Raw genomic sequence first — 19,765 nt, forward strand, 5'->3', positions numbered from 1 at the left:
ACGGTCCCACCGACCGTAACTGGCACGATGGGGGGAGTGCGATCCAACCCCAGGGAAGTGATGTCAGTGCCGGCCTCCGCCGAGTCCCCGACCAGCGGGTCCTTGACGATTGTCCTGTTTCATTCGGTGTGCGGGGTGCGCCCCGCGGTGCATGCCGCGGCGGACCGGCTGCGGGCCGCCGGACACGAGGTGGTCGTCCCCGATCTGTTCGACGGCCGCACTGCCGACTCGGTGCAGGACGGCCTGGCCGTCAAGGACGATATCGGCAAGGACGAGCTGCTCAAGCGGGCCGTCACGGCCGTCGCCCCGTACTCCGACCGCGGCCTGGTCTATGCCGGCTTCTCCTTCGGCGGGGCGGTCGCGCAGAATCTCGCGCTGGCCGACGACAAGGCCCGCGGACTGCTCCTGCTGCACGGTACCTCCGACATCGCGGAGGGCGCGGAGGCCGACGACCTGCCCGTACAGCTCCATGTCGCCGACCCGGACCCGTACGAGCCGCACGACTGGCTGAACGCCTGGTACCTGCGGATGCGCCGGGCGGGCGCGGATGTCGAGGTGTTCCGTTACGCCGGCGCCGGCCATCTCTTCACCGACCCCGATCTGCCGGATTACGACGCGGAGGCGGCGGAGAGCACCTGGAAGGTGGCGCTGGGTTTCCTGGCCGGGCTGTGAGCCGCGGGGAGACGGACGGGGGCCGCTGGGCTGTGAGCCGGGTGGAACCGGCTGGTGTGACGGGCTGTGAGCCGGGAGACAGCCGGGCTGTCGGTCGCGGGCCGGGGCATCCGGACACGGGGCCGAGCTCCGGTACCGGGCCCCGCGCCCGGCCCCCGCGCTTCGGCCCTCCCGTACCCCGGTCCCCGCGCCCCCGGCTCACCCCACCGGCCGGTCGGCCCGCTCCACCCGCTGCGTGCCCGACCGCGTGCGGTACGAGCGCAGCAGCTCGCTGGTGGCGTTCGGGTCGGTCCTGTCGGAGATCCCGAAAAAGTCCATCTGTGTGCGCTCGGCGGTGACGTCGAGGACGCCGTAGCCGTGCGAGTCCATGTCCAGCCACTTCACATGGCGGTTGGCGGCCCGGATGGCGGCGACGCCGGCCAGCGAGACGGTGTGCGGGGCGACATGCAGGAAGTCGTCGACGTTGTCGGAGGTGACGGAGGTGACCACGAACTCCGTCGCCACCGGCGCGGTGACCGGGTAGGTCGCGGCCTTCAGCGGTACGTCGTTGGCCCAGGCCATATGGATGTCGCCGGTCAGGAAGACGGTGTTGTCGATGCCGCGGTCGCTGAGGTGGCCGAGCAGCTCACGGCGGTCGTCGGTGTAGCCGTCCCATTGGTCGGTGTTGACGGCCAGGCCCTCCTTGGGGACTCCCAGCAGCTCGGCGAGCGGGGCGAGCAGATATGCGGGTATGGAGCCGAACGCGACCTGCGAGACCATCACCGAGGTGCCGACCAGTCGCCAGGCGGCGTCCGAGCGTTCCAGTCCGGCTTTGAGCCAGTCCAGCTGGGCCCGGCCGGTGAGCGTCCGCCCCGGGTCGTCGACCGCGCCGCTGCCCGGCTCGGCCTGCGCGTCGCGGAACGACCGCAGGTCCAGCAGATGCAGATCGGCGAGGGTACCGAAGCGCAGCCTGCGGTAGGTCGTACCGGCGGTGGAGGGGCGGACCGGCATCCACTCGAAGTACGCCTGTTTGGCCGCGGCCATCCGCTTCGCCCAGGATCCCTCGGTGTCCGGGCTGTGGTTCACCGCACCGCCCGACCAGGCGTTGTCGGCGAACTCGTGGTCGTCCCATATGGCGATGACCGGGTGCGCGGCGTGCATGGCCAGTGCGTCGGGGTCGGTTTTGTGGACGCCGTGCCGGGTGCGGTAGTCGGCGAGCGTGAGCAGCTCGTGGGCGGGGGAGTGCGGGCGTACGGCGGACGCGAAGTCCGGGAATTCGCCCGACTTGTACTCGTAGAGGTAGTCGCCGAGATGCAGCACCGCGTCCAGGTCGGTACGGGCCGCGAGGTGGCGGTAGGCGGAGAAGTAGCCGGATTCCCAGTTGGCGCAGGAGACCACGCCGAAGCGGACGTTGCCGGCTGAGGTGGTGGGGGTACCTCCCATGCCCTGAGGGCTATGGGGGATGGCGGGGGCGGTGCGGGTGCGGCCGACGGGGGAGTGTTCGCCGTCCACGGTGAAGCGGTAGTAGTAGCGGGTGGCCGGGCGCAGACCGCGGACGTCCGCCTTGACGGTGTGGTCGGCGGCGGCCGAGGCGGTCACGCTGCCGTGGGCGACGACGGAGGCGAAGTCCTGGTCCGTCGCGACCTGCCAGCCGACCTCGGTGTCCGGGCCGCGACCGGAGCCGGGGGTGGCCTCGGCGGTCGGCGTGACACGGGTCCACAGCAGGACGCCGTCGGGAAGCGGATCACCGGAGGCGATGCCGTGCCGGAAGAACCGGCCGCGCTCCCCGGCCTGTTGGGCGTGCGCCGTGGCGGCGCCGGCGAAGGGCAGCAGTGCGGCGGTGGCGGCTACGGCCGTGACGGCGGTACGACGGGAGATCTGGTCATGGTCGGTCACGGGCGATAACCCTACTGGCCGGTAGGGAGGAGTGGGAGGGCGAATTCCCGGGAATTCCGGGAATTCGCCCACCTGTTGCCTGTGCGGCACTCAAGTCCCGTGGCGTGAGGGCCTCATAGGCCGCTCAGTTCTCGCGCGTCGGGTCCTTCTCGCCCTCGCGGATGCCCTTTCCCTCACCCTTGTCCTTGTCTCCACCCTTGCCATCGTTCTTGCCCGCTTCCGCACCCTTCGCCGGACCGAACTCCTTGTCGATCATCTTCTTGAAGTTGGCGTTCGCGAGGGCGCTGTACTGCGCCTGCGTCATCTGCTGCTGCGGGATCTGGTCCATCACCAGCTTCTTGTCGCCGTGCATGAAGGTCGGCGTGCCCCGCACCCCCTTGCGTCCGAACAGGTCCGCCATCCTCATCGCCCAGGGGTCGTACGTGCCTTTCTCGACCGCCGTCGCGAACGCATTGTTGTTCTTCAGCTCGGGCACCTCGGCGGCGACCTTGAGCAGCTCGGAGTCCTTGCCGTAGACGTCCTCGCGCTCATCGGGGTGGAACTTGGCCGAGTACAGGGCCGACTTGTATTTCAGGAACGCGTCCGGGCTGACGTTCAGTGCCGCGCCGAGCGCGCTGAGCGCGTTCTTGGAGCCCTCGCCTCCCGCATTGCCGTCGATGAACGCGTACATGGTGAAGCGAACCTTGTAACGGCCGTCCTTGATGTCCTTGTTCAGGGTCTCGCCGCTGCTCTGCTCGAAGGCGGCGCACGCCGGGCAGCGGACGTCCTCGAAGACCTCCAGGGTCTCCTTGGCGTTCTTGTCGCCTATCAGGATCTCGGTGCCGTCCTTGCCCTGGGTGTGCGCCGGTTTGATCACCTTGGCCTCCTTGGCGGCCTCCCACGCCGTGGGCTCGTTCGCCTTCAGCACGGCGAAGCCGATGCCGCCCGCGACGGCCAGGACGCCGACGACGGATATCGCCACGACGAGTTGGCGGCGGATCCGGTCCTTCTTCTTCTGCCGTTCGCGCTCGGCGCGGATCCGTTCGCGGGCGGCGGACTTGTTGCTCTGGCTGTTGCGAGTGCTCATGGTGTGTCCCGATTCCTCGGTGCTGTGGGGGCTGATGGTGTGTACGGGCTGCTCGGTGGCTGCTTCCCTTACGGGTGCGCGGGCGGGCCGCGCCGCAGCACCCAGTGCGCCAGGAGGGGGAGCGGGCGAGCCGGTGGCACGGGGTGCGGCGGCCGGATCCCGCGGCGGAGCCAGGGCGGCGCGGCCGCGGCCACCGCGACCGCCAGCAGCAGCGGCCGGAACGCGCGGGCCGCCGCGGCGCGCAGCAGCGCGTCCAGTGCGGCGTCCCCCCGGTGCAGCCAGGCGGCGGCGAGCAGGCCGACGGCCAGATGGGCGGCGAGCAGCAGCCAGGGAGCGGTCGCGGGCATCACGGGCGGAACCGGGCCGCCGGGGTGCGCTTCCCCCATGGTCTGAAGGGCATGGGCGGTACCCCGGGCCAGCGGGGTGCCCAACTCTCCGCCGCGGCACAGCAGATCGACGCCCAGGGAGCGCAGCGGGCCGGTGACCGGGCCGCCGGCCGCTCCGTAACAGGTGTGCTGCCAGGCGGTGAAGACGGTGTCGGCGGCCAGTTCCAGAGGGAGCAGCAGTGCGGCGATCCGCCAGTAGCCGCGCTCGCGGCCCGCCAGCGTGTACGCCGCGGTGAAGACGGTGGCGCAGACCGCGGCGACCGTCACCGGCGGCAACGGGGTGCCGGAGAGCAGCACATGGGAGGCGCCGGACAGGGTGGCGCACAGCGCGGTGAACAACGCGGCCCGCGCCGCCCTGAGTTGAACTGCCGACGAGGCCCCTGGCCGGGCCCCGGGCCGCACTCCCGTCCCCTGCATGCCGGGAGTCTGCCATGGGCACGGCGCCCGTCCGGGTCAAGATTTGGCATCGGGACGGACATCGGCCGGCGCACGGGGACGCGCGCCGGCCGATGTCATGATCTCGCCGGGGTCAGAGCCGCACGGTCTTATCGCACGGGGCCACTGCGTGGCCCTGCCTCACCGGCTCGCTTGATCAGGCTTACTTCAGGGCCTTGTCGACCATGGAGGTGAAGGTCGCCGGGTCGGACGGGGCCGCCTTGCCCTGCGGGGTGTCCGTGCCCAGCACCGTGCCGTTGAGCTTGACGGTCGGGGTGCTTTTGACGTCCTTGACCTTGTTGAACGCGTCGGACACCGCCAGCGCCCACCGGTCGTAGGTGCCGGCCTTGACGGCCTTCTGGAACTCGGCGTTGCCCTTGAGCGCCGGGACGGTGTCCGCGATCTTGATCAGGTAGCCGTCTTCGGCGAACTTGTCCGGGCCGGTCTCGTCCGGATGGAACTCCTTCGAGAACAGCGCCTCCTTGTACTTCAGGAAGGCGTCCGGGCCGACGTTGAGGGCGGCGCCCATCGCGCTCACCGCGTTCTTGGAGCCGGTGCCCCGGAGGTTGCCGTCGAGGAAGGTGCCCAGGTGGAAGGACGCCTTGTACTTGCCGTCCTTGATGTCCTTCTGGACCGTCTCGCCGACCTTCTGCTCGAAGTTGGCGCAGCCGGGGCAGCGCGGGTCCTCGAAGAGGTCCAGGGTGTTCTTGGCGTCCGGCTTGCCGATGACGATGGTGGTGCCGTCGGCGCCGCTGGTGTTGGCCGGCTTGATGAGTTTCGCCTTCGCGGCCTTCGCCCAGGTGTCGCCGCCGCTGCCGCTGCCGCCGCCCGAGTTGGCGACCGCGAGGCCGATGCCGCCGGCGACCGCCAGCACGCCGACGACCGAGCCGCCGACGAGCAGCTGCCGACGGATCTTCTCCTTCTTCGCCTGCCGCGCACGCTCGGCGCGCAGCCGCTCGCGGGCTGCCTGCTTGTTGGCCTGGCTGTTGCGATTGCTCATGACTGTTTCTGCTCCGTGGGAATCCGTGGGAAGGGTACGTGCTGTCGGAGGCGTACGCGCGCGCTATAGGGCGGGGTACGCGTGCTGCGGGGCCGTAGGGCCTCAGGCAGCGAGCACGCAGGGCGGTCCACGGCGCACGACACAGTGCACCAGCAGCGGGACGGCACGGGCGGCCGGACCGGGCCGTACGGGGGCGGGCACCGCGCGGCGCGGTGCGTCCGCCGCGCCGACGACCGCGAAGGCGACCAGCAGCGGGCGGAACGCGAAGCCGGCCACCGCGACCAGCAGCCGGGCCAGCGCGGCCTCGCCGCGGCGCAGCCAGGCCGCGGCCAGCAGCCCGATCAGCAGATGCGCCGCGAGGAGCAGCAGCCAGGGGGAGGGGGGTGTGGCGGTGTCCCCGGACAGCCGCGCCAGCGGAGCGCCGACCTTGCCGCCGCCACACACCAGATCCACGCCCAGGGAGCGCAGCGGGCCGCCCAACGGGCCGCCGGCCGGGCCGTAACAGGTGTGCTGCGCGACGCTGAAGACCGTGTCGGCGGCCAGTTCCAGGGGGAGCAGCAGTGCGGCGATCCGCCAGTAGCCGCGCTCGCGGCCCGCCAGCGCGTAGGAGATGGCGAAGACGGCGGCCGAGAGCGCGGCGACGGTGGTCAGCGGCAGCGGCATACGGGACAGCAGCACATGGGACGCCGAGGACAGCGTGACGCACAGCGCTGTGAAGAGCGCCGCGCGTAGTGCCCGCAGGTGTGCCGCCGAGATGTCCATCCCCGCGAGTGTGCCATGGACGGGGATAAACGGCGCTTAAGGGGGTGTGAAGCGGTGTGTACCGGACGGTCGTATGGTGGGCCGCCTCCGGACGAGCCGCCCCGGACGAGCCGCCCTACAGCCCGGGTATCCGGCCGTTGCGGAAAAGATCCACGAAGATCTGGTGGTCGGCACGGGCCCGGGCGCCGTAGGAGTGCGCGAAGTCCACCAGCAGCTCCACGAAGCCGTCCTCGTCGGCCGTGATGGCGGCGTCGATGGCGCGCTCGGTCGAGAACGGCACCAGGGAGTGGCCGCTCTCGTCGTCCGCGGCGGCGTGCATGGTGGCCGTGGCCCGGCCCAGGTCGGCCACCACCGCCGCGATCTCCTCCAGGTCGTCGATGTCCGACCAGTCCAGGTCGACCGCGTACGGCGAGACCTCGGCGACCAGCTGGCCCGCGCCGTCCAGCTCGGTCCAGCCCAGCCACGGATCGGCGTGGTCCTGCAGGGCGCGCTGCGAGATCACCGTGCGGTGGCCCTCGTGCCGGAAGTACGCGCGGACCTCGGGATCGGTGATGTGCCGCGAGACGGCCGGGGTCTGTGCCTGCTTCAGATAGATCACCACATCGTTCTCCAGGGCGTCGCTGTTGCCCTCCAGAAGGATGTTGTACGAGGGCAGACCGGCCGACCCGATGCCGATGCCCCGCCGGCCCACCACGTCCTTGACGCGGTAGGAGTCCGGGCGGTCCAGGCTCGACTCCGGCAGCGTCTCCAGATAGCCGTCGAACGCGGCCAGCACCTTGTAGCGGGTCGCCGCGTCCAGCTCGACGGAGCCGCCGCCCGCGGAGAAGCGGCGTTCAAAGTCACGGATCTCCGTCATCGACTCCAGGAGCCCGAACCGGGTCTGCGAGCGGGCGTCGCGCAGCGCGGCCAGCAGTGGGCCGGTGGCGGTGTCGAGGGAGAACGGCGTCACCTCGTCCCCGGCGGAGCCCCGCGACCGGGAGGCCAGTATGCGGATGCGCTCCCGGTAGGCGGCGGCGTAGGTCAGCACCAGGTCGGTGATCTGCTCGTCGCTGAGTGCCTTGGCGTAGCCGATCAGCGCGACCGAGGCGGCGAACCGCTTGAGGTCCCAGGTGAAGGGGCCGACATACGCCTCGTCGAAGTCGTTGACGTTGAAGATCAGCCGGCCCGTGGAGTCCATGTAGGTGCCGAAATTCTCGGCGTGCAGATCGCCGTGGATCCACACCCGGCTGGTCCGCTCGTCGAGATACGGCCCGGTCTCCTTCCCGTCGTCCAGGTCCCGGTAGAACAGGCACGCCGTGCCCCGGTAGAAGGCGAAGGCGGAGGCCGCCATCTTCCGGAACTTCACGCGGAAGGCCGCGGGGTCGGCGGCGAGCAGCTCCCCGAAGGCGGTGCCGAAGACGGCGAGAATCTCCTCGCCGCGCTGCGCGGCGTCCTGCGCCGGGGCGTGCTGGGACGACATCGCTGAGTGCCTCCTGAAGTGCGGAAACGTGTCGGTGATCAGGGTCGGACGGTCACCCGGACCCGACTGTGACAACGGGCGAGGCCACCCGCGAGTGCCCGGCGTCTGTCAGTGCGGAGTCGTAGACTTCGTGACCGTCTCACCTATGCGTCGAGACCGTCCACCAACCCGTCGCGCGCCCACCCGTCGCCCAACCACCACCCCTCATAGAGGCGCTTCGCGCCACACCTGTTCACTCGGAGGTCTCCCGCCGTGGCAAAGCCGCCCTTCACCCACCTGCACGTCCACACCCAGTACTCGCTGCTGGACGGTGCGGCGCGGCTGAAGGACATGTTCAACGCGTGCAACGAGATGGGCATGACGCATATCGCCATGTCCGATCACGGCAACCTCCATGGTGCGTACGACTTCTTCTTCTCCGCGAAGAAGGCGGGGGTGACGCCGATCATCGGGATCGAGGCGTATGTCGCCCCGGAGTCGCGGCGCAACAAGCGCAAGATCCAGTGGGGTCAGCCGCATCAGAAGCGCGACGATGTGTCCGGTTCGGGTGGTTACACGCATAAAACGATCTGGGCGGCGAACCAGACCGGTCTGCACAACCTCTTCCGGTTGTCCTCGGACGCGTACGCCGAGGGCTGGCTGCAGAAGTGGCCCCGGATGGACAAGGAGACCCTCGCCCAGTGGTCCGAGGGTCTGATCGCGTCCACCGGCTGTCCTTCGGGGGAGCTCCAGACCCGGTTGCGCCTCGGCCAGTTCGACGAGGCCCTGAAGTCGGCCTCCGAGTACCAGGACATCTTCGGCAAGGACCGCTACTTCCTGGAGCTGATGGACCACGGCATCGAGATCGAGCGCCGGGTCCGCGACGGCCTGCTGGAGATCGGCAAGAAGCTCGGCATCCCGCCGCTGGTGACCAACGACTCGCACTACACCTACGCGCACGAGGCGACCGCCCACGACGCGCTGCTGTGCATCCAGACCGGCAAGAACCTCTCCGACCCGGACCGCTTCCGCTTCGACGGCACCGGCTACTACCTGAAGTCCACGGAGGAGATGTACGCCATCGACTCCTCGGACGCCTGGCAGGAGGGCTGCGCCAACACCCGCCTGGTCGCCGAGCAGATCGACGTCACGGGGATGTTCGAGAAGCGCGACCTGATGCCGAAGTTCGACATCCCCGAGGGCTACACCGAAGTCACCTGGTTCCAGGAGGAGGTCCGGGTCGGCATGAAGCGCCGCTACCCGGGCGGCGTCCCCGAAGACCGGCAGAAGCAGGCCGAGTACGAGATGGACGTCATCATCCAGATGGGGTTCCCGGGCTACTTCCTGGTGGTCGCCGACTTCATCATGTGGGCCAAGAACAACGGCATCGCGGTGGGGCCGGGGCGTGGCTCCGCGGCCGGTTCGATCGTCGCCTACGCGATGGGCATCACCGACCTCGACCCGATCGAACACGGGCTGATCTTCGAGCGGTTCCTCAATCCCGAGCGCCTCTCGATGCCCGATGTCGACATCGACTTCGACGAGCGCAGGCGCGTCGAGGTCATCCGGTATGTCACGGAGAAGTACGGCGCCGACAAGGTCGCCATGATCGGCACCTACGGCAAGATCAAGGCGAAGAACGCCATCAAGGACTCCGCGCGCGTGCTGGGCTACCCGTACGCGATGGGCGACCGCCTCACCAAGGCCATGCCCGCCGACGTCCTCGGCAAGGGCATCGACCTCGACGGCATCACCAACCCCGAGCACCCGCGCTACTCCGAGGCGGGCGAGATCCGGGGGATGTACGAGAACGAACCGGACGTGAAGAAGGTCATCGACACCGCCAAGGGCGTCGAGGGCCTGGTCCGGCAGATGGGTGTGCACGCGGCCGGCGTGATCATGTCCAGCGAGACCATCACCGATCACGCCCCGGTCTGGGTCCGGCACACCGACGGCGTGACGATCACGCAGTGGGACTACCCCAGCTGTGAGTCGCTCGGCCTGCTGAAGATGGACTTCCTGGGCCTGCGGAACCTCACCATCATGGACGACGCCGTCAAGATGGTGGAGGCCAACAAGGGCACCAAGCTGGAGCTCCTTGACGTCCCGCTCGACGACCCCAAGACGTACGAGATGCTCTGCCGCGGTGACACGCTCGGCGTCTTCCAGTTCGACGGCGGTCCGATGCGGTCGCTGCTGCGCCAGATGCAACCCGACAACTTCGAGGACATTTCCGCCGTTTCGGCCCTCTACCGGCCGGGCCCGATGGGCATGAACTCGCACACGAACTACGCGGAGCGCAAGAACGGCCGCCAGGAGATCACCCCGATCCACCCGGAGCTGGAGGAGCCGCTCAGGGAGACCCTCGGCCTCACCTACGGCCTGATCGTCTACCAGGAGCAGGTGCAGAAGGCCGCCCAGATCATCGCCGGTTACTCGCTCGGCGAGGCCGACATCCTGCGCCGCGTGATGGGCAAGAAGAAGCCCGAGGAGCTGGAGAAGAACTTCGGCATCTTCCAGGCGGGCGCCCGGAAGAACGGCTATTCCGACGAGGCGATCCAGGCCCTGTGGGACGTCCTGGTCCCGTTCGCCGGCTACGCCTTCAACAAGGCGCACTCCTCGGCGTACGGCCTGGTCACGTACTGGACCGCGTACCTCAAGGCGAACTACCCGGCCGAGTACATGTCGGCGCTGCTGACCTCGGTGCGGGACGACAAGGACAAGTCGGCGGTCTACCTGAACGAATGCCGCCGCATGGGCATCAGGGTGCTGCCGCCGAACGTCAATGAGTCCGAGGCGAACTTCGCCGCCCAGGGTGACGACGTGATCCTCTTCGGCCTCACGGCGGTCCGCAACGTCGGCCAGAACGTGGTCGATTCGATCATCCGCTGCCGCAAGGCGAAGGGGAAGTACGCCTCGTTCCCCGACTATCTCGACAAGGTCGACGCGGTCGTCTGCAACAAGCGGACCACGGAGTCGCTGATCAAGGCCGGCGCGTTCGACGAGATGGGCCACACCCGCAAGGGGCTGACGGCGCACTACGAATCGATGATCGACAATGTCGTCCAGGTCAAGCGCAAGGAGGCCGAGGGGCAGTTCGACCTCTTCGGCGGGATGGGCGACGACAGCGCGGACGAGGGACCCGGCTTCGGGCTGGACATCGAGTTCTCCGACGTCGAGTGGGACAAGACGTATCTGCTGGCCCAGGAGCGCGAGATGCTCGGGCTGTACGTCTCCGACCACCCGCTCTTCGGCCTGGAGCATGTGCTGTCCGACAAGGCGGACGCCGCCATCGCCCAACTGACCGGCGGTGATTACGCGGACGGCTCGATCGTCACCATCGGCGGCATCATCTCCGGCCTCCAGCGCAAGATGACCAAACAGGGCAACGCCTGGGCCATCGCCACCGTCGAGGACCTCGCCGGCTCCATCGACTGCATGTTCTTCCCCGCGACCTACCAGCTGGTGTCCACCCAACTCGTCGAGGACACCGTCGTCTTCGTCAAGGGACGGCTCGACAAGCGTGAGGACGTCCCGCGGCTGGTCGCCATGGAGATGATGGTCCCCGATCTGTCGGAGGCGGGGACGAACGCCCCCGTGACGATCACCATTCCGACGGTCAAGGTCACCCCGCCGATGGTCGAGAAGCTGGGCGAGGTGCTCAGCAGCCACCGCGGCTCCACGGAGGTGCGGATCAAGCTCCAGGGCGCGCGGAAGACCACGGTGCTGCGGCTGGACCGGCACCGCGTCACGCCCGATCCATCGCTGTTCGGTGATCTGAAGGTGCTGCTCGGCCCGTCCTGCCTGGCGGGCTGAGCCTCCCCCGGACTTCGTCCGGGGCCCCCACGTGCCGACCGGCCTTGAGGGGCGTGCCCGCAATGGGTGCGCCCCTCAACTCATCTGTGGCATAAATCAGTTGTGATCGTGCAAGGTGACTGTTCGGTTGTGATCGTTCAGTAGTGATCGTTCAGTTGTGACCGAAGCGCCGCTCGCGGTTCTTGCGTGCGAGGTCCCCAGGGGTCACGTCGGTGGACTTCGTCTGTGCCTCCATGGCCGTCCTCCGGGCTTCCTGCCGGCCGCGCTCGGCGGCGGATGCCCTCTGTTGCTGACTGCGGTCACGGTTCTTGCTCTTGGCCATGATCGTGCCTCCTGGAGGGGATCCTGGGATCTGGGCCGGGACCAGACTTACACGTCGGACGGAACCGCGCATTTCGGGCAATTACCGTGCGTATTGTGGCCGGTTACACCCTGTACCCAGGATCCCCGCCGAATCCGCCACGCCGATGATCCAGTTGGGGCAGATAACCCTCGTACGGTCGGGCAGACTCGAAGGAAGCCGAAGAGAACTCGCGCCGCAGGCCGAGCCGGGGGGCGACCGGACAGCACCTCAGGGAAGAGGGTGGAACGTGGATCGCTGCGTCGTCCTGGTGGACGCCGGATACTTGCTCGGCGCCGCCGCGAGTCTGCTCGCCGGAGAGCCTGCCCGGTCCCGGATCACCGTCGATCACACCGCGCTCATCCAGGGCCTGCGGCAACGCGCCGAAGCCGATACCGAACGGCCGCTGCTGCGGATCTACTGGTTCGACGGCGCCCCCGACCGCGTCCCGCAGCCCGAGCACCGCCGCTTGCGTGTGATGCCCCGGGTCACCGTCCGGCTCGGCGCCCTGACCCGCAGCGACGGCCGCTGGGCACAGAAGGGCGTGGACGCCGCCATGCACGCCGAGCTGACCGAGCTGGCCCGCAACCGCGCCTGCTCCGACATCGTGCTGGTCACCGGGGACGGCGATCTGCTGCCCGGTCTGATGTCCGCCAAGGAACACGGTGTCGCCGTCCACCTCTGGGCCGTGCAGGCCGCGGACGGCGACTACAACCAGTCCGAGGACCTGGTCGCGGAGGCCGATGAACGGCGGGTGCTGGACCGCGCCTGGATCACCGGCGCGGTTCGTGCCAAGGAGCTCGGCGGCCCCTGCGCCCCGCCGCCCGCGCCGCGGCCCGAGATCGCCGCGATCCTCTCCGCACCGCTGCCCGAGTCCGCCGTCGCGGCGGCAGCGGCGGCCGCCGCCCCGTCGTCCGGACCGGACACCGCCGAACGCGGCCACGAACGCAACGGCACCAACGGCACCGAGCGCCCCGCCAACCAGAGCGGGGACGCCACCTCCGGCGGCGGCAAGGTCGTCCCCACCCCCAAGGACCTGGCCGGACTGGGCCGCGCCCACGCGGCCGGTCAGGGACCCGGCGGCCCAGGCGGCGGCCAGCCCTCGCCGGCGCCCAGCGCGACGCTCCGCTGGTCGTCGGACAAGGGATGGGTCGAGCGCGGCGGCCCGGTGGGCGAACCGTCCGAGACCGTCTCCCTGCCGACCCTGGCCCAGCTCACCAGCGCCGAACAGCGCTGGGCCGACCGCGAGGAGGACATCACCGCCGTGAGCGGCGACCCCTTCGAGGTCGGCCAGGTCTTCGCCCGCCGCTGGACCGAGCGCCTCTCCGACACCGCTCATCTCCAGCAGCTCTCGACGGAGTACCCGCGTATCCCGCACCGGATCGACGGCGAACTGCTGCGGTACGCGGCCCGCTTCGGCCTGCTCGCCCACAAGGACGACCAGATCGACGAGCACGACCGCTACGCCATCCGGGCCGGTTTCTGGCGCGAGGTGGATCTGCGGACGGCGGCCGAGCACGCACCGACGGGGGACTGAGGCCCGAAGGTGTGTGCCACAACGCGGCGGTTGCGGGCCGGTGATCCCGCAGCAGGGAGCCGAGGCGGGTATGTCCGTTGCGTCCCCCGCGCCGGCGCGTCCCCCGCACCGAACGGACACCGGCTTCCGCGCCCCGGGCGCGGACCGGGCCGGTGACCCGCGGCCGGGCGGTGCCCCGGGGACGCGTACCCTCGTAGCTCGTGAGGACGGGCGCAAAGCAGGTGGAGCGTGGCGGGCCGGTGTGCGCCGTGCGGGACCTGGTCAAGACGTACCCCGCGACGCGCGGGCGACGCGGGGCGGAGCGGACCCCCGCCGTACGCGCCAACGACGGCATCAGCCTGGAGGTACGGCGCGGAGAGATCTTCGGTCTGCTCGGCCCCAACGGTGCCGGCAAGTCCACCCTGGTCCGCCAGTTGACCGGGCTGCTCCGCCCGGATTCCGGCAGCATCCGCGTCCTCGGCCACGACCTGGTGCGCCACCCCGAGCGGGCCGCCCGGCTGCTCGGCTACCTGGGCCAGGAGTCCACCGCGCTGGACGAGATGACCGTCGCGCTGGCCGTGGAGACCACCGGCCGGCTGCGCGGACTCGGCGCCCGCGAGGCGCGCGCCGAGCGCGACGCGGTGGTCCGCGAGCTGGGCCTCACCGCTATCGCCGGACGTGCCCTGAAGAAGCTCTCCGGCGGGCAGCGGCGGCTGGCCTGCTTCGCGACCGTGCTCATCGGCGAACGGTCGCTGCTGGTGCTGGACGAGCCGACCACCGGTATGGACCCCGTCGCACGGCGTGCCGTGTGGGACGCGGTCGACCGGCGCCGGGCCGATCGGGGCGCCACCGTCGTGCTGGTGACGCACAACGTGCTGGAGGCGGAGAGCGTGCTGGACCGGGTCGCGGTGATCGACCGGGGCCGCGTCATCGCCTGCGACACGCCGGGCGGGCTGAAGCAGCGGGTGGGCGAGGAGGTCCGGCTGGACCTGGTGTGGCGGGACCGCCCGCCCCTGGACGTACCCGAGGTCGCCGCGCTCGCCCCCGCCGCCCACGTCTCCGGCCGCCGCTGGACCCTCCGCCTCCCCGCCGACCAGGCCCGCTCCGCGGTGGCCTCCGTCACCGCCGGCCCCGCCTTCGCCGCCCTCGACGACTTCACCCTTGCGACACCCAGCCTTGAGGATGTGTATCTGGCGCTGGGTGGGCGTGCGGAGGGGTTGGTGAGGGCGTGAGGCGGGGGCGAGTGTCGGCCAGGGCGCCGGGTGCTGAAGGGGGGACGCGCGATGGTCGGGGGCCCGAGGGCTGCCGGGGCCGCGTCCCCGGGGAGTGAAGTGCGGCGAGGAAGGCTTGGTGACGGCGTGAGTGTGGTTCCCGCGCAGGCGGTGGCCGGGACCGGGGCACGGGAGGCCCGGGACGTCCCGGCGCGGGCGGAGGACGGCCAGGCCGCCCCGCTGGCGCCGGCCGCCCGTCTGCTGCCCGCGCTCTGTGCCGTCTACCGCGCCCAGCTGTCCCGGGCCCGGGTCGCCCGGATCCCGCTGCTGTTCGTCGCCACCTTCCAGTCCATCGGGATCATGGTCCTGATGCGCGGGGTGGTCGACGGCGGCGACGAGGCACGGGCCGTCGTCTCCGGTGCCGCGGTGCTGGTGGTGGCGTTCGTGGCGCTCAATCTGCTGGCGCAGTACTTCGGCCAGCTGCGGGCCGGCGGCGGACTCGACCACTACGCGACGCTGCCGGTGCCCCCGGCCGCCGTGGTGCTCGGCGCGGCCGCCGCCTACGCCTCGTTCACCGTGCCGGGGACGGTGGTCACCGCGGTCACCGGTTGTCTGCTCTTCCAGTTGCCGATGACCCACCTCTGGGTGCTGGCCGCCGTGCTCCCCCTGTCCGGAGCCGCGCTGGCCGGCCTCGGCGCGGCCCTGGGCCTGCTCGCCCCCCGTCCGGAACTCGCCACGCTGTGCGGTCAGTTGGGTATGTCCGCCGCGCTGCTGCTGGGTGTACTGCCGGCCGACCGGCTGCCCGCGGCGATCGCCTACGCCCGGGATCTGCTGCCCTCGACCTACGGGGTGGAGGCGCTGGCCCGCAGCTTCGACACCCGTCCGGACTGGCTCACGGTCACCGCGGACCTGGGCGTCTGCGCCGCCGTCGGCGCGCTGTCGCTGGCCATCGCGACCTGGGCGTACCGCCGCGCCGCGACCCGATGACCGGCAACACGGACCCGAACGGGCGTCCTGCTTCCGGCCACACCACGCCGACCTGGCACGATGACGGGGTGACCGCACCGCTGACGCCACGCAACAACCAGCCGCCCGAAGAACCGCAGCGCCCCTTCGCCCCACCTGCCCACCCGTCGCCCGCCCACGCCTCGCACCGCCCGGCCGCGGACGGAGGCGGCACCGGCGGCTCCGCCCACGCCCCCGGCGAGGGGCACCCCCACGGCCACGGGTCCGGCGACGGCCCGGAGAACGCCCGCGAACTGCGGGAGAGCGTCGTGATCGCGCTCTTGGTGACGGTGAGCGGTGCGCTGCTCGGTGTGCTGTGGGCGTGGCTGGCGCCGCATGTGCCGCTGATCTCGGACAGCAAGAGCGTCTATCTCCAGAACACCGAGGGCGAAGAGGCGATCGGCGCGGACGCCGTGTTCCTGCTGCTGGCCATCGGCTTCGGTCTGCTCAGCACCGGCGTGGTGTTCCTCTTCCGCCGGCGTGGCGGGATTCCGCTGGTCGTGGCCCTGACGATCGGCGGTGTGCTCGGCGCGGTGCTGGCCTGGCAGCTGGGCATGACGCTGGGCCCCACGCAGGACGTGGTCGCACGCGCCAAGGAGGTCGGCCCCGGGGTGCCCTTCGACAGCCCGCTGCGGCTGCAGGCCATGGGCGTACTGCTGGCCTGGCCTATCACCTCGATGGCGACGCAGCTGCTGCTGACCCTGCTGTTCGCGCCGCACGACCCGGAGCCGGCGGGACCGGTGGTGCCGGACTGGTCCGGCTACCACCAGCAGAATCCGCCGAAGCCGGAGTGAGCCGGACGGGTCTCAGGCCGGCCGCCTTCCGTGGTTGGCCCGGCCCTTCCTGACGCGCCACTTCCGCTTGCGGGTCCGCTTCGACATCGCGTGCCTCCTCCCGGCGTGGCCCCTCCGCGGGGCGCCTCCTCGGGTCGTAGCCGAGGAGGCGTGCGCCGTAAAGGTCCCGCGCCGGGACGCGGCGGCCGTCCGGTGCCCGCGGCGGCCGTTCTCGGCCACCGCGCACCGGCCGCCGCCTCGTACGCGCACCGCCTCGTCCGTGCGCCCCGTCAGCCGCGGGCGATCGGCGCGAACCGGGCGCCGGTGAGCGCGGCCAGATCGGCGGGGGACAGCTCGACCTCCAGGCCGCGCCGGCCCGCCGAGACACAGACCGTCGGCCGGCCCTCGGCCGACGCGTCCAGCACCGTGCGCAGCCGCTTGCGCTGCCCCAGCGGCGAGATCCCGCCCACGACATAGCCGGTGCTGCGCTCGGCCGCCGTCGCATCGGCCATGGTGGCGCGCTTGCCGCCCACCGCGGCCGCCAGCGCCTTGAGATCGAGGGAGCCGGACACCGGCACCACCGCGACCGTCAGGGTGCCGTCCACCTCCGCGAGCAGCGTCTTGAACACCTGTTCGGGCGACACCCCGAGGGCCTCGGCGGCCTCCTCCCCGTACGAGGCGGCGGCCGGGTCATGGGCGTAGGAGTGCGTCGTGAAGGGGACGCCTGCCTCGGTGAGGGCGACCGTCGCGGGCGTACCGCCGGCGTTCCCGGACTTCTTCGACGACTTCTTCGCCACCGTCTTCTTGGCCACCGTCTTCCTCGCCAACGTCTTCGTGCCTCGCGTCAGTTGGGGCTGGTCGGCTGCCGGGTGAGGTCCACCGCCGGCAGCGACGGGAGCTTATCGAGCAGCGCCGACTCATGGCGAAGGAGTTTCAGCTCCTGGCGGAGCCGGGTCGCGGTGTCCGGCGCCTCCAGCAGCCGCTGCTTGGCGGGCACGTCCAGCACCGCGGCGGCGGCGACGAGATACGACAGCACCGACGGATCGGCCGGCAGGTCCTGGCCGCTGGACAGGGTCCGCTCATGCGCCCAGGCCAGCCGCTTCTGATAGGTGCGGAAGGTCCGTACGACGCCCGAGGCCAGCGCGCCGGCGCCCTCGCCCCGGCTCTCCTCCAGTTCCTCCAGCTCACCGGTCAGATACGGTCCCGAGGCGTCCACCGACAGCAGCCGGAAGCGGGTGGTGCCGGTGGCCAGCACCTCGTAGCCGGTGTCGTCGGCGGCCGACTTCGGCCGGATGGTCGCCGCGTCCGCGATACAGCCCACCCCGTGGAACGCCTGGACCGGATCGTCCCCGAAGCCCGCCGCGGGACCCTCGGCCGTCGGCAGCGTGGCGTCCGGCATGCCCAGGGCGGTGGGGGCGACCTCCCGGCCGTCCCGGATCGCGACCACGGCGAAGCGGCGGTCGTCCTCGGGCCGGGAGAGCAGATCGCGCATCATCGCCCGGTACCGCGCCTCGAAGACGTTCAGCGGGAGCACGAGCCCCGGGAACAGTACCGAGTTCAACGGGAAGAGCGGGAGGCGCACGGAAGTCACAACCGGTAAGCCTATTGCCTGCGGCCCCGTGGTCCGTCACCCAGACCCGTCCCTCCTGCCGGGGCCCTTCCCGCTACTGCCGCCGCAGCAGCCGTGACGCCCCCGTCGCGACCGTCGTGGCGAGCACCCAGCCCGCCAGGATCAGCACCGCCGCCACCCACTGCGCGCCGCCGGACGGTTTCCAGGCGCCGCCCTGGTAGAGATCGATCACCGGCAGCAGCAGGTCCAGGGCGTACAGATACGGGTTCCAGGGCGGCGACTCGCCCGGCTTCAGCGGAGGCGGCGGATGCTCGGCGAAGTAGACCGTGCCTATCGCCCACAGGATCGCCATCCACACCGCGGCCCGCCCCGGCCGGTAGCCGTACGCCACCGTCCAGTCCTGCAGGAACCCCCAGGACTTCGCCGCCAGCGGCAGCGTCTCCCGGCGGCGCCGCTGCTTGGCCAGCAGCACCTCCCGCGCGTCGGCGTCCTCACCGCTGGTGCGCAGCGCGGTGGCCAGCATCTCGTACGGCTCCGGCGCGTACTCCGGGGTCGCCGCGGCCACCCACTGCAGTCGCAGCGCGAGCGGGAAGTGGCCGCGCGGTATCAGCGTCTCGTAGGCGAAGCCGGCCATCCACAGCCCGCCGAGCCCCGGCCAGCTCGCCGACTTGTCGACCAGATTGACGACCCGGGCGCCGGAGAGGATCACCCGGCCGCGCTGCGGACGCTCGCCGAGAAACCGCAGCTCGGGCGTGTGGATACGGCGCAGCGACAGCTCCTGGTCGGACTCCATGATGAACCGGGCGTGCTCGAAGTCGACCGCGTCACCGAACCGCCCGTCGTCGAGCCGCATCCCGCCCTCGCACTCGAAGCGCTGCATACGGGTGCCGCGGGAGGGGGTGTGCGCGATGCCGTACGGGGGAGTCGCGGCGCTGGAGAACGGGGAGTTCGCCAGGCCCGCGGCGGTCAGATACAGCGTGCGCTCGACGGTCAGCTGCGGGGCGTTCAGCGCCCGGCGGCCGAACGGGTTGCTCAGCCGGCTGCCGCGCAGGCTCAGCGACACACCGATGGTGGCGCCGCGCAGCGACAGCTCGCCGTAGGACTCCATCATCTCGGCCTGCAGGTCCTGTGCGACGGTCAGCCCGTCCGCCATGATCGACCGGCCCTGCCGGTCCTTGTGCACCACGGCCTGGCTGAGCAGCAGATCCGTGCCGATCTGCGCGTCCGTGAGCCGGACGCCGGAGCTCACCGCACAGCGCGGCAGATGCAGATCGCCCTCGGTGTGCAGCCGGGCCGCCTCCAGCCGGGGGATCGCGCAGTTGATCATCCGCAGCGTGGTGAACCGGCTCTCCGGCAGCAGCACCTCGGCCTCGAAACGGCAGTCCCGCAGTTCCACGAATGGCTCGATTGTGCCGCCCGCGACATCCAGCTTGTCCGTGATGTACGCGCCGGTGAGCTTGAGCGCGGAGACCCGGCCCGGCTGGGCGGGCGGCCCGTCCAGCAGCAGCAGCGACACCACCCGCCCGCGCACCCGGCGCTCCGGTCCCCACAGATGCTGTCCGTGCGGATCGTCCCTGGCCGGATCGCCGATGTGCAGATCGCAGGTGCTGCCGTTCCGGAACGCCTGCCACATGCTCCATTCCGCCGATGTCAGCTGCAGGCCGGTGGGCGCGTCGCCGTCCCCGGGCTCGGTCACTGTGGGATCCCCCTCCCCTTGGTCATGTTGGTCATGCGGTGCGGCGCGGTCCGTCGTGCGGTGCGGCGCGGTCCGTCGTGCGGTGCGGCGCGGTCCGTCGTGCGGTGCGGCGCGGTCCGTCGTGCGGTGCGGCGCGGTCCGTCGTGCGGTGCGGCGCGGTCCGTCGTGCGGTGCGGCGCGGTCCGTCGTGCGGTGCGGTGCGGC

Annotated in this window: 16 protein-coding genes; 6 read left to right on the forward strand and 10 right to left on the reverse strand. The window is 71.0% G+C overall.

The annotated features are described in order from the left end of the window. Window positions 1-60: 60 nt before the first annotated feature. Window positions 61-672, forward strand: coding sequence for a dienelactone hydrolase family protein (locus K9S39_RS32585; protein ID WP_248869062.1), 612 nt, complete (start codon window positions 61-63; stop codon window positions 670-672). 198 nt (window positions 673-870) lie between these two features. Here the strand turns inward: K9S39_RS32585 and K9S39_RS32590 are convergent, their stop codons facing one another. The 6 genes from K9S39_RS32590 to K9S39_RS32615 all read right to left on the reverse strand — a co-directional run bounded on the left by K9S39_RS32590 (window position 871) and on the right by K9S39_RS32615 (window position 7,655). Further along, window positions 871-2,547, reverse strand: coding sequence for an alkaline phosphatase D family protein (locus tag K9S39_RS32590; RefSeq protein WP_248866917.1), 1,677 nt, complete (start codon window positions 2,545-2,547; stop codon window positions 871-873). 124 nt (window positions 2,548-2,671) lie between these two features. Further along, window positions 2,672-3,613 (reverse strand): thioredoxin domain-containing protein, encoded by a 942-nt coding sequence (locus tag K9S39_RS32595; RefSeq protein WP_248866918.1) that lies wholly within the window; start codon window positions 3,611-3,613, stop codon window positions 2,672-2,674. 68 nt (window positions 3,614-3,681) lie between these two features. Then, window positions 3,682-4,416: a hypothetical protein gene (locus K9S39_RS32600; RefSeq protein ID WP_248866919.1), complete on the reverse strand. Its 735-nt coding sequence runs from the start codon at window positions 4,414-4,416 to the stop codon at window positions 3,682-3,684. A 181-nt stretch (window positions 4,417-4,597) separates the two neighbouring features. Further along, window positions 4,598-5,434 carry a thioredoxin domain-containing protein gene (locus K9S39_RS32605; RefSeq protein ID WP_248866920.1) on the reverse strand — a complete coding sequence of 279 codons (837 nt, stop codon included), beginning with the start codon at window positions 5,432-5,434 and terminating at the stop codon, window positions 4,598-4,600. A gap of 102 nt (window positions 5,435-5,536) precedes the next feature. Next, window positions 5,537-6,196: a hypothetical protein gene (locus tag K9S39_RS32610; protein WP_248866921.1), complete on the reverse strand. Its 660-nt coding sequence runs from the start codon at window positions 6,194-6,196 to the stop codon at window positions 5,537-5,539. A gap of 115 nt (window positions 6,197-6,311) precedes the next feature. Further along, window positions 6,312-7,655 (reverse strand): DUF2252 domain-containing protein, encoded by a 1,344-nt coding sequence (locus tag K9S39_RS32615; protein WP_248866922.1) that lies wholly within the window; start codon window positions 7,653-7,655, stop codon window positions 6,312-6,314. A gap of 252 nt (window positions 7,656-7,907) precedes the next feature. Here K9S39_RS32615 and dnaE point away from each other — a divergent pair, with 252 nt between their 5' ends. After that, on the forward strand, window positions 7,908-11,450 hold the full coding sequence (dnaE, locus tag K9S39_RS32620) for a DNA polymerase III subunit alpha (protein ID WP_248866923.1): 3,543 nt from the start codon (window positions 7,908-7,910) through the stop codon (window positions 11,448-11,450). Between the two features lie 151 nt (window positions 11,451-11,601). On the opposite strand, the gene K9S39_RS32625 is transcribed toward dnaE, so the two are convergent. Beyond that, window positions 11,602-11,772: a hypothetical protein gene (locus K9S39_RS32625; protein WP_248866924.1), complete on the reverse strand. Its 171-nt coding sequence runs from the start codon at window positions 11,770-11,772 to the stop codon at window positions 11,602-11,604. A gap of 268 nt (window positions 11,773-12,040) precedes the next feature. On the opposite strand from K9S39_RS32625, the gene K9S39_RS32630 reads away from it, so the two are divergent. From K9S39_RS32630 to K9S39_RS32645, 4 genes are all read left to right on the forward strand, one after another. Then, entirely contained in the window at window positions 12,041-13,327 is a 1,287-nt protein-coding gene (locus K9S39_RS32630; RefSeq protein ID WP_248866925.1) for an NYN domain-containing protein, read from the forward strand. A 239-nt stretch (window positions 13,328-13,566) separates the two neighbouring features. Next, window positions 13,567-14,538, forward strand: a complete 972-nt coding sequence (locus K9S39_RS32635; protein WP_248869063.1) for an ABC transporter ATP-binding protein — start codon at window positions 13,567-13,569, stop codon at window positions 14,536-14,538. A 126-nt stretch (window positions 14,539-14,664) separates the two neighbouring features. Further along, on the forward strand, window positions 14,665-15,504 hold the full coding sequence (locus tag K9S39_RS32640; RefSeq protein WP_406708055.1) for an ABC transporter permease: 840 nt from the start codon (window positions 14,665-14,667) through the stop codon (window positions 15,502-15,504). 68 nt (window positions 15,505-15,572) lie between these two features. Beyond that, window positions 15,573-16,316, forward strand: coding sequence for a DUF2567 domain-containing protein (locus K9S39_RS32645; RefSeq protein ID WP_248866927.1), 744 nt, complete (start codon window positions 15,573-15,575; stop codon window positions 16,314-16,316). A gap of 269 nt (window positions 16,317-16,585) precedes the next feature. On the opposite strand, the gene ybaK is transcribed toward K9S39_RS32645, so the two are convergent. From ybaK to K9S39_RS32660, 3 genes are all read right to left on the reverse strand, one after another. After that, the gene (gene ybaK, locus K9S39_RS32650; RefSeq protein WP_248869064.1) at window positions 16,586-17,092 is read right to left on the reverse strand and encodes a Cys-tRNA(Pro) deacylase; all 507 of its coding nucleotides are present in this window, start codon (window positions 17,090-17,092) and stop codon (window positions 16,586-16,588) included. A gap of 47 nt (window positions 17,093-17,139) precedes the next feature. Then, complete coding sequence (locus K9S39_RS32655) at window positions 17,140-17,886, reverse strand: LON peptidase substrate-binding domain-containing protein (protein WP_248866928.1); 747 nt, start codon at window positions 17,884-17,886, stop codon at window positions 17,140-17,142. A gap of 73 nt (window positions 17,887-17,959) precedes the next feature. Then, window positions 17,960-19,561: an oxidoreductase gene (locus K9S39_RS32660; RefSeq protein ID WP_248866929.1), complete on the reverse strand. Its 1,602-nt coding sequence runs from the start codon at window positions 19,559-19,561 to the stop codon at window positions 17,960-17,962. Between the last annotated feature and the right edge of the window lie 204 nt (window positions 19,562-19,765).

Origin of the sequence: Streptomyces halobius (assembly GCF_023277745.1) — a bacterium.
Classification (GTDB): Bacteria; Actinomycetota; Actinomycetes; order Streptomycetales; family Streptomycetaceae; genus Streptomyces; species Streptomyces halobius.

Coding starts and splice junctions, on each gene's coding strand:
- K9S39_RS32585 (WP_248869062.1), top strand. CDS start 61: ATGTCAGTGCCGGCCTCCGCCGAGTCCCCGACCAGCGGGTCCTTGACG.
- K9S39_RS32595 (WP_248866918.1), bottom strand. CDS start 3,613: ATGAGCACTCGCAACAGCCAGAGCAACAAGTCCGCCGCCCGCGAACGG.
- K9S39_RS32600 (WP_248866919.1), bottom strand. CDS start 4,416: ATGCAGGGGACGGGAGTGCGGCCCGGGGCCCGGCCAGGGGCCTCGTCG.
- K9S39_RS32605 (WP_248866920.1), bottom strand. CDS start 5,434: ATGAGCAATCGCAACAGCCAGGCCAACAAGCAGGCAGCCCGCGAGCGG.
- K9S39_RS32610 (WP_248866921.1), bottom strand. CDS start 6,196: ATGGACATCTCGGCGGCACACCTGCGGGCACTACGCGCGGCGCTCTTC.
- K9S39_RS32615 (WP_248866922.1), bottom strand. CDS start 7,655: ATGTCGTCCCAGCACGCCCCGGCGCAGGACGCCGCGCAGCGCGGCGAG.
- K9S39_RS32625 (WP_248866924.1), bottom strand. CDS start 11,772: ATGGCCAAGAGCAAGAACCGTGACCGCAGTCAGCAACAGAGGGCATCC.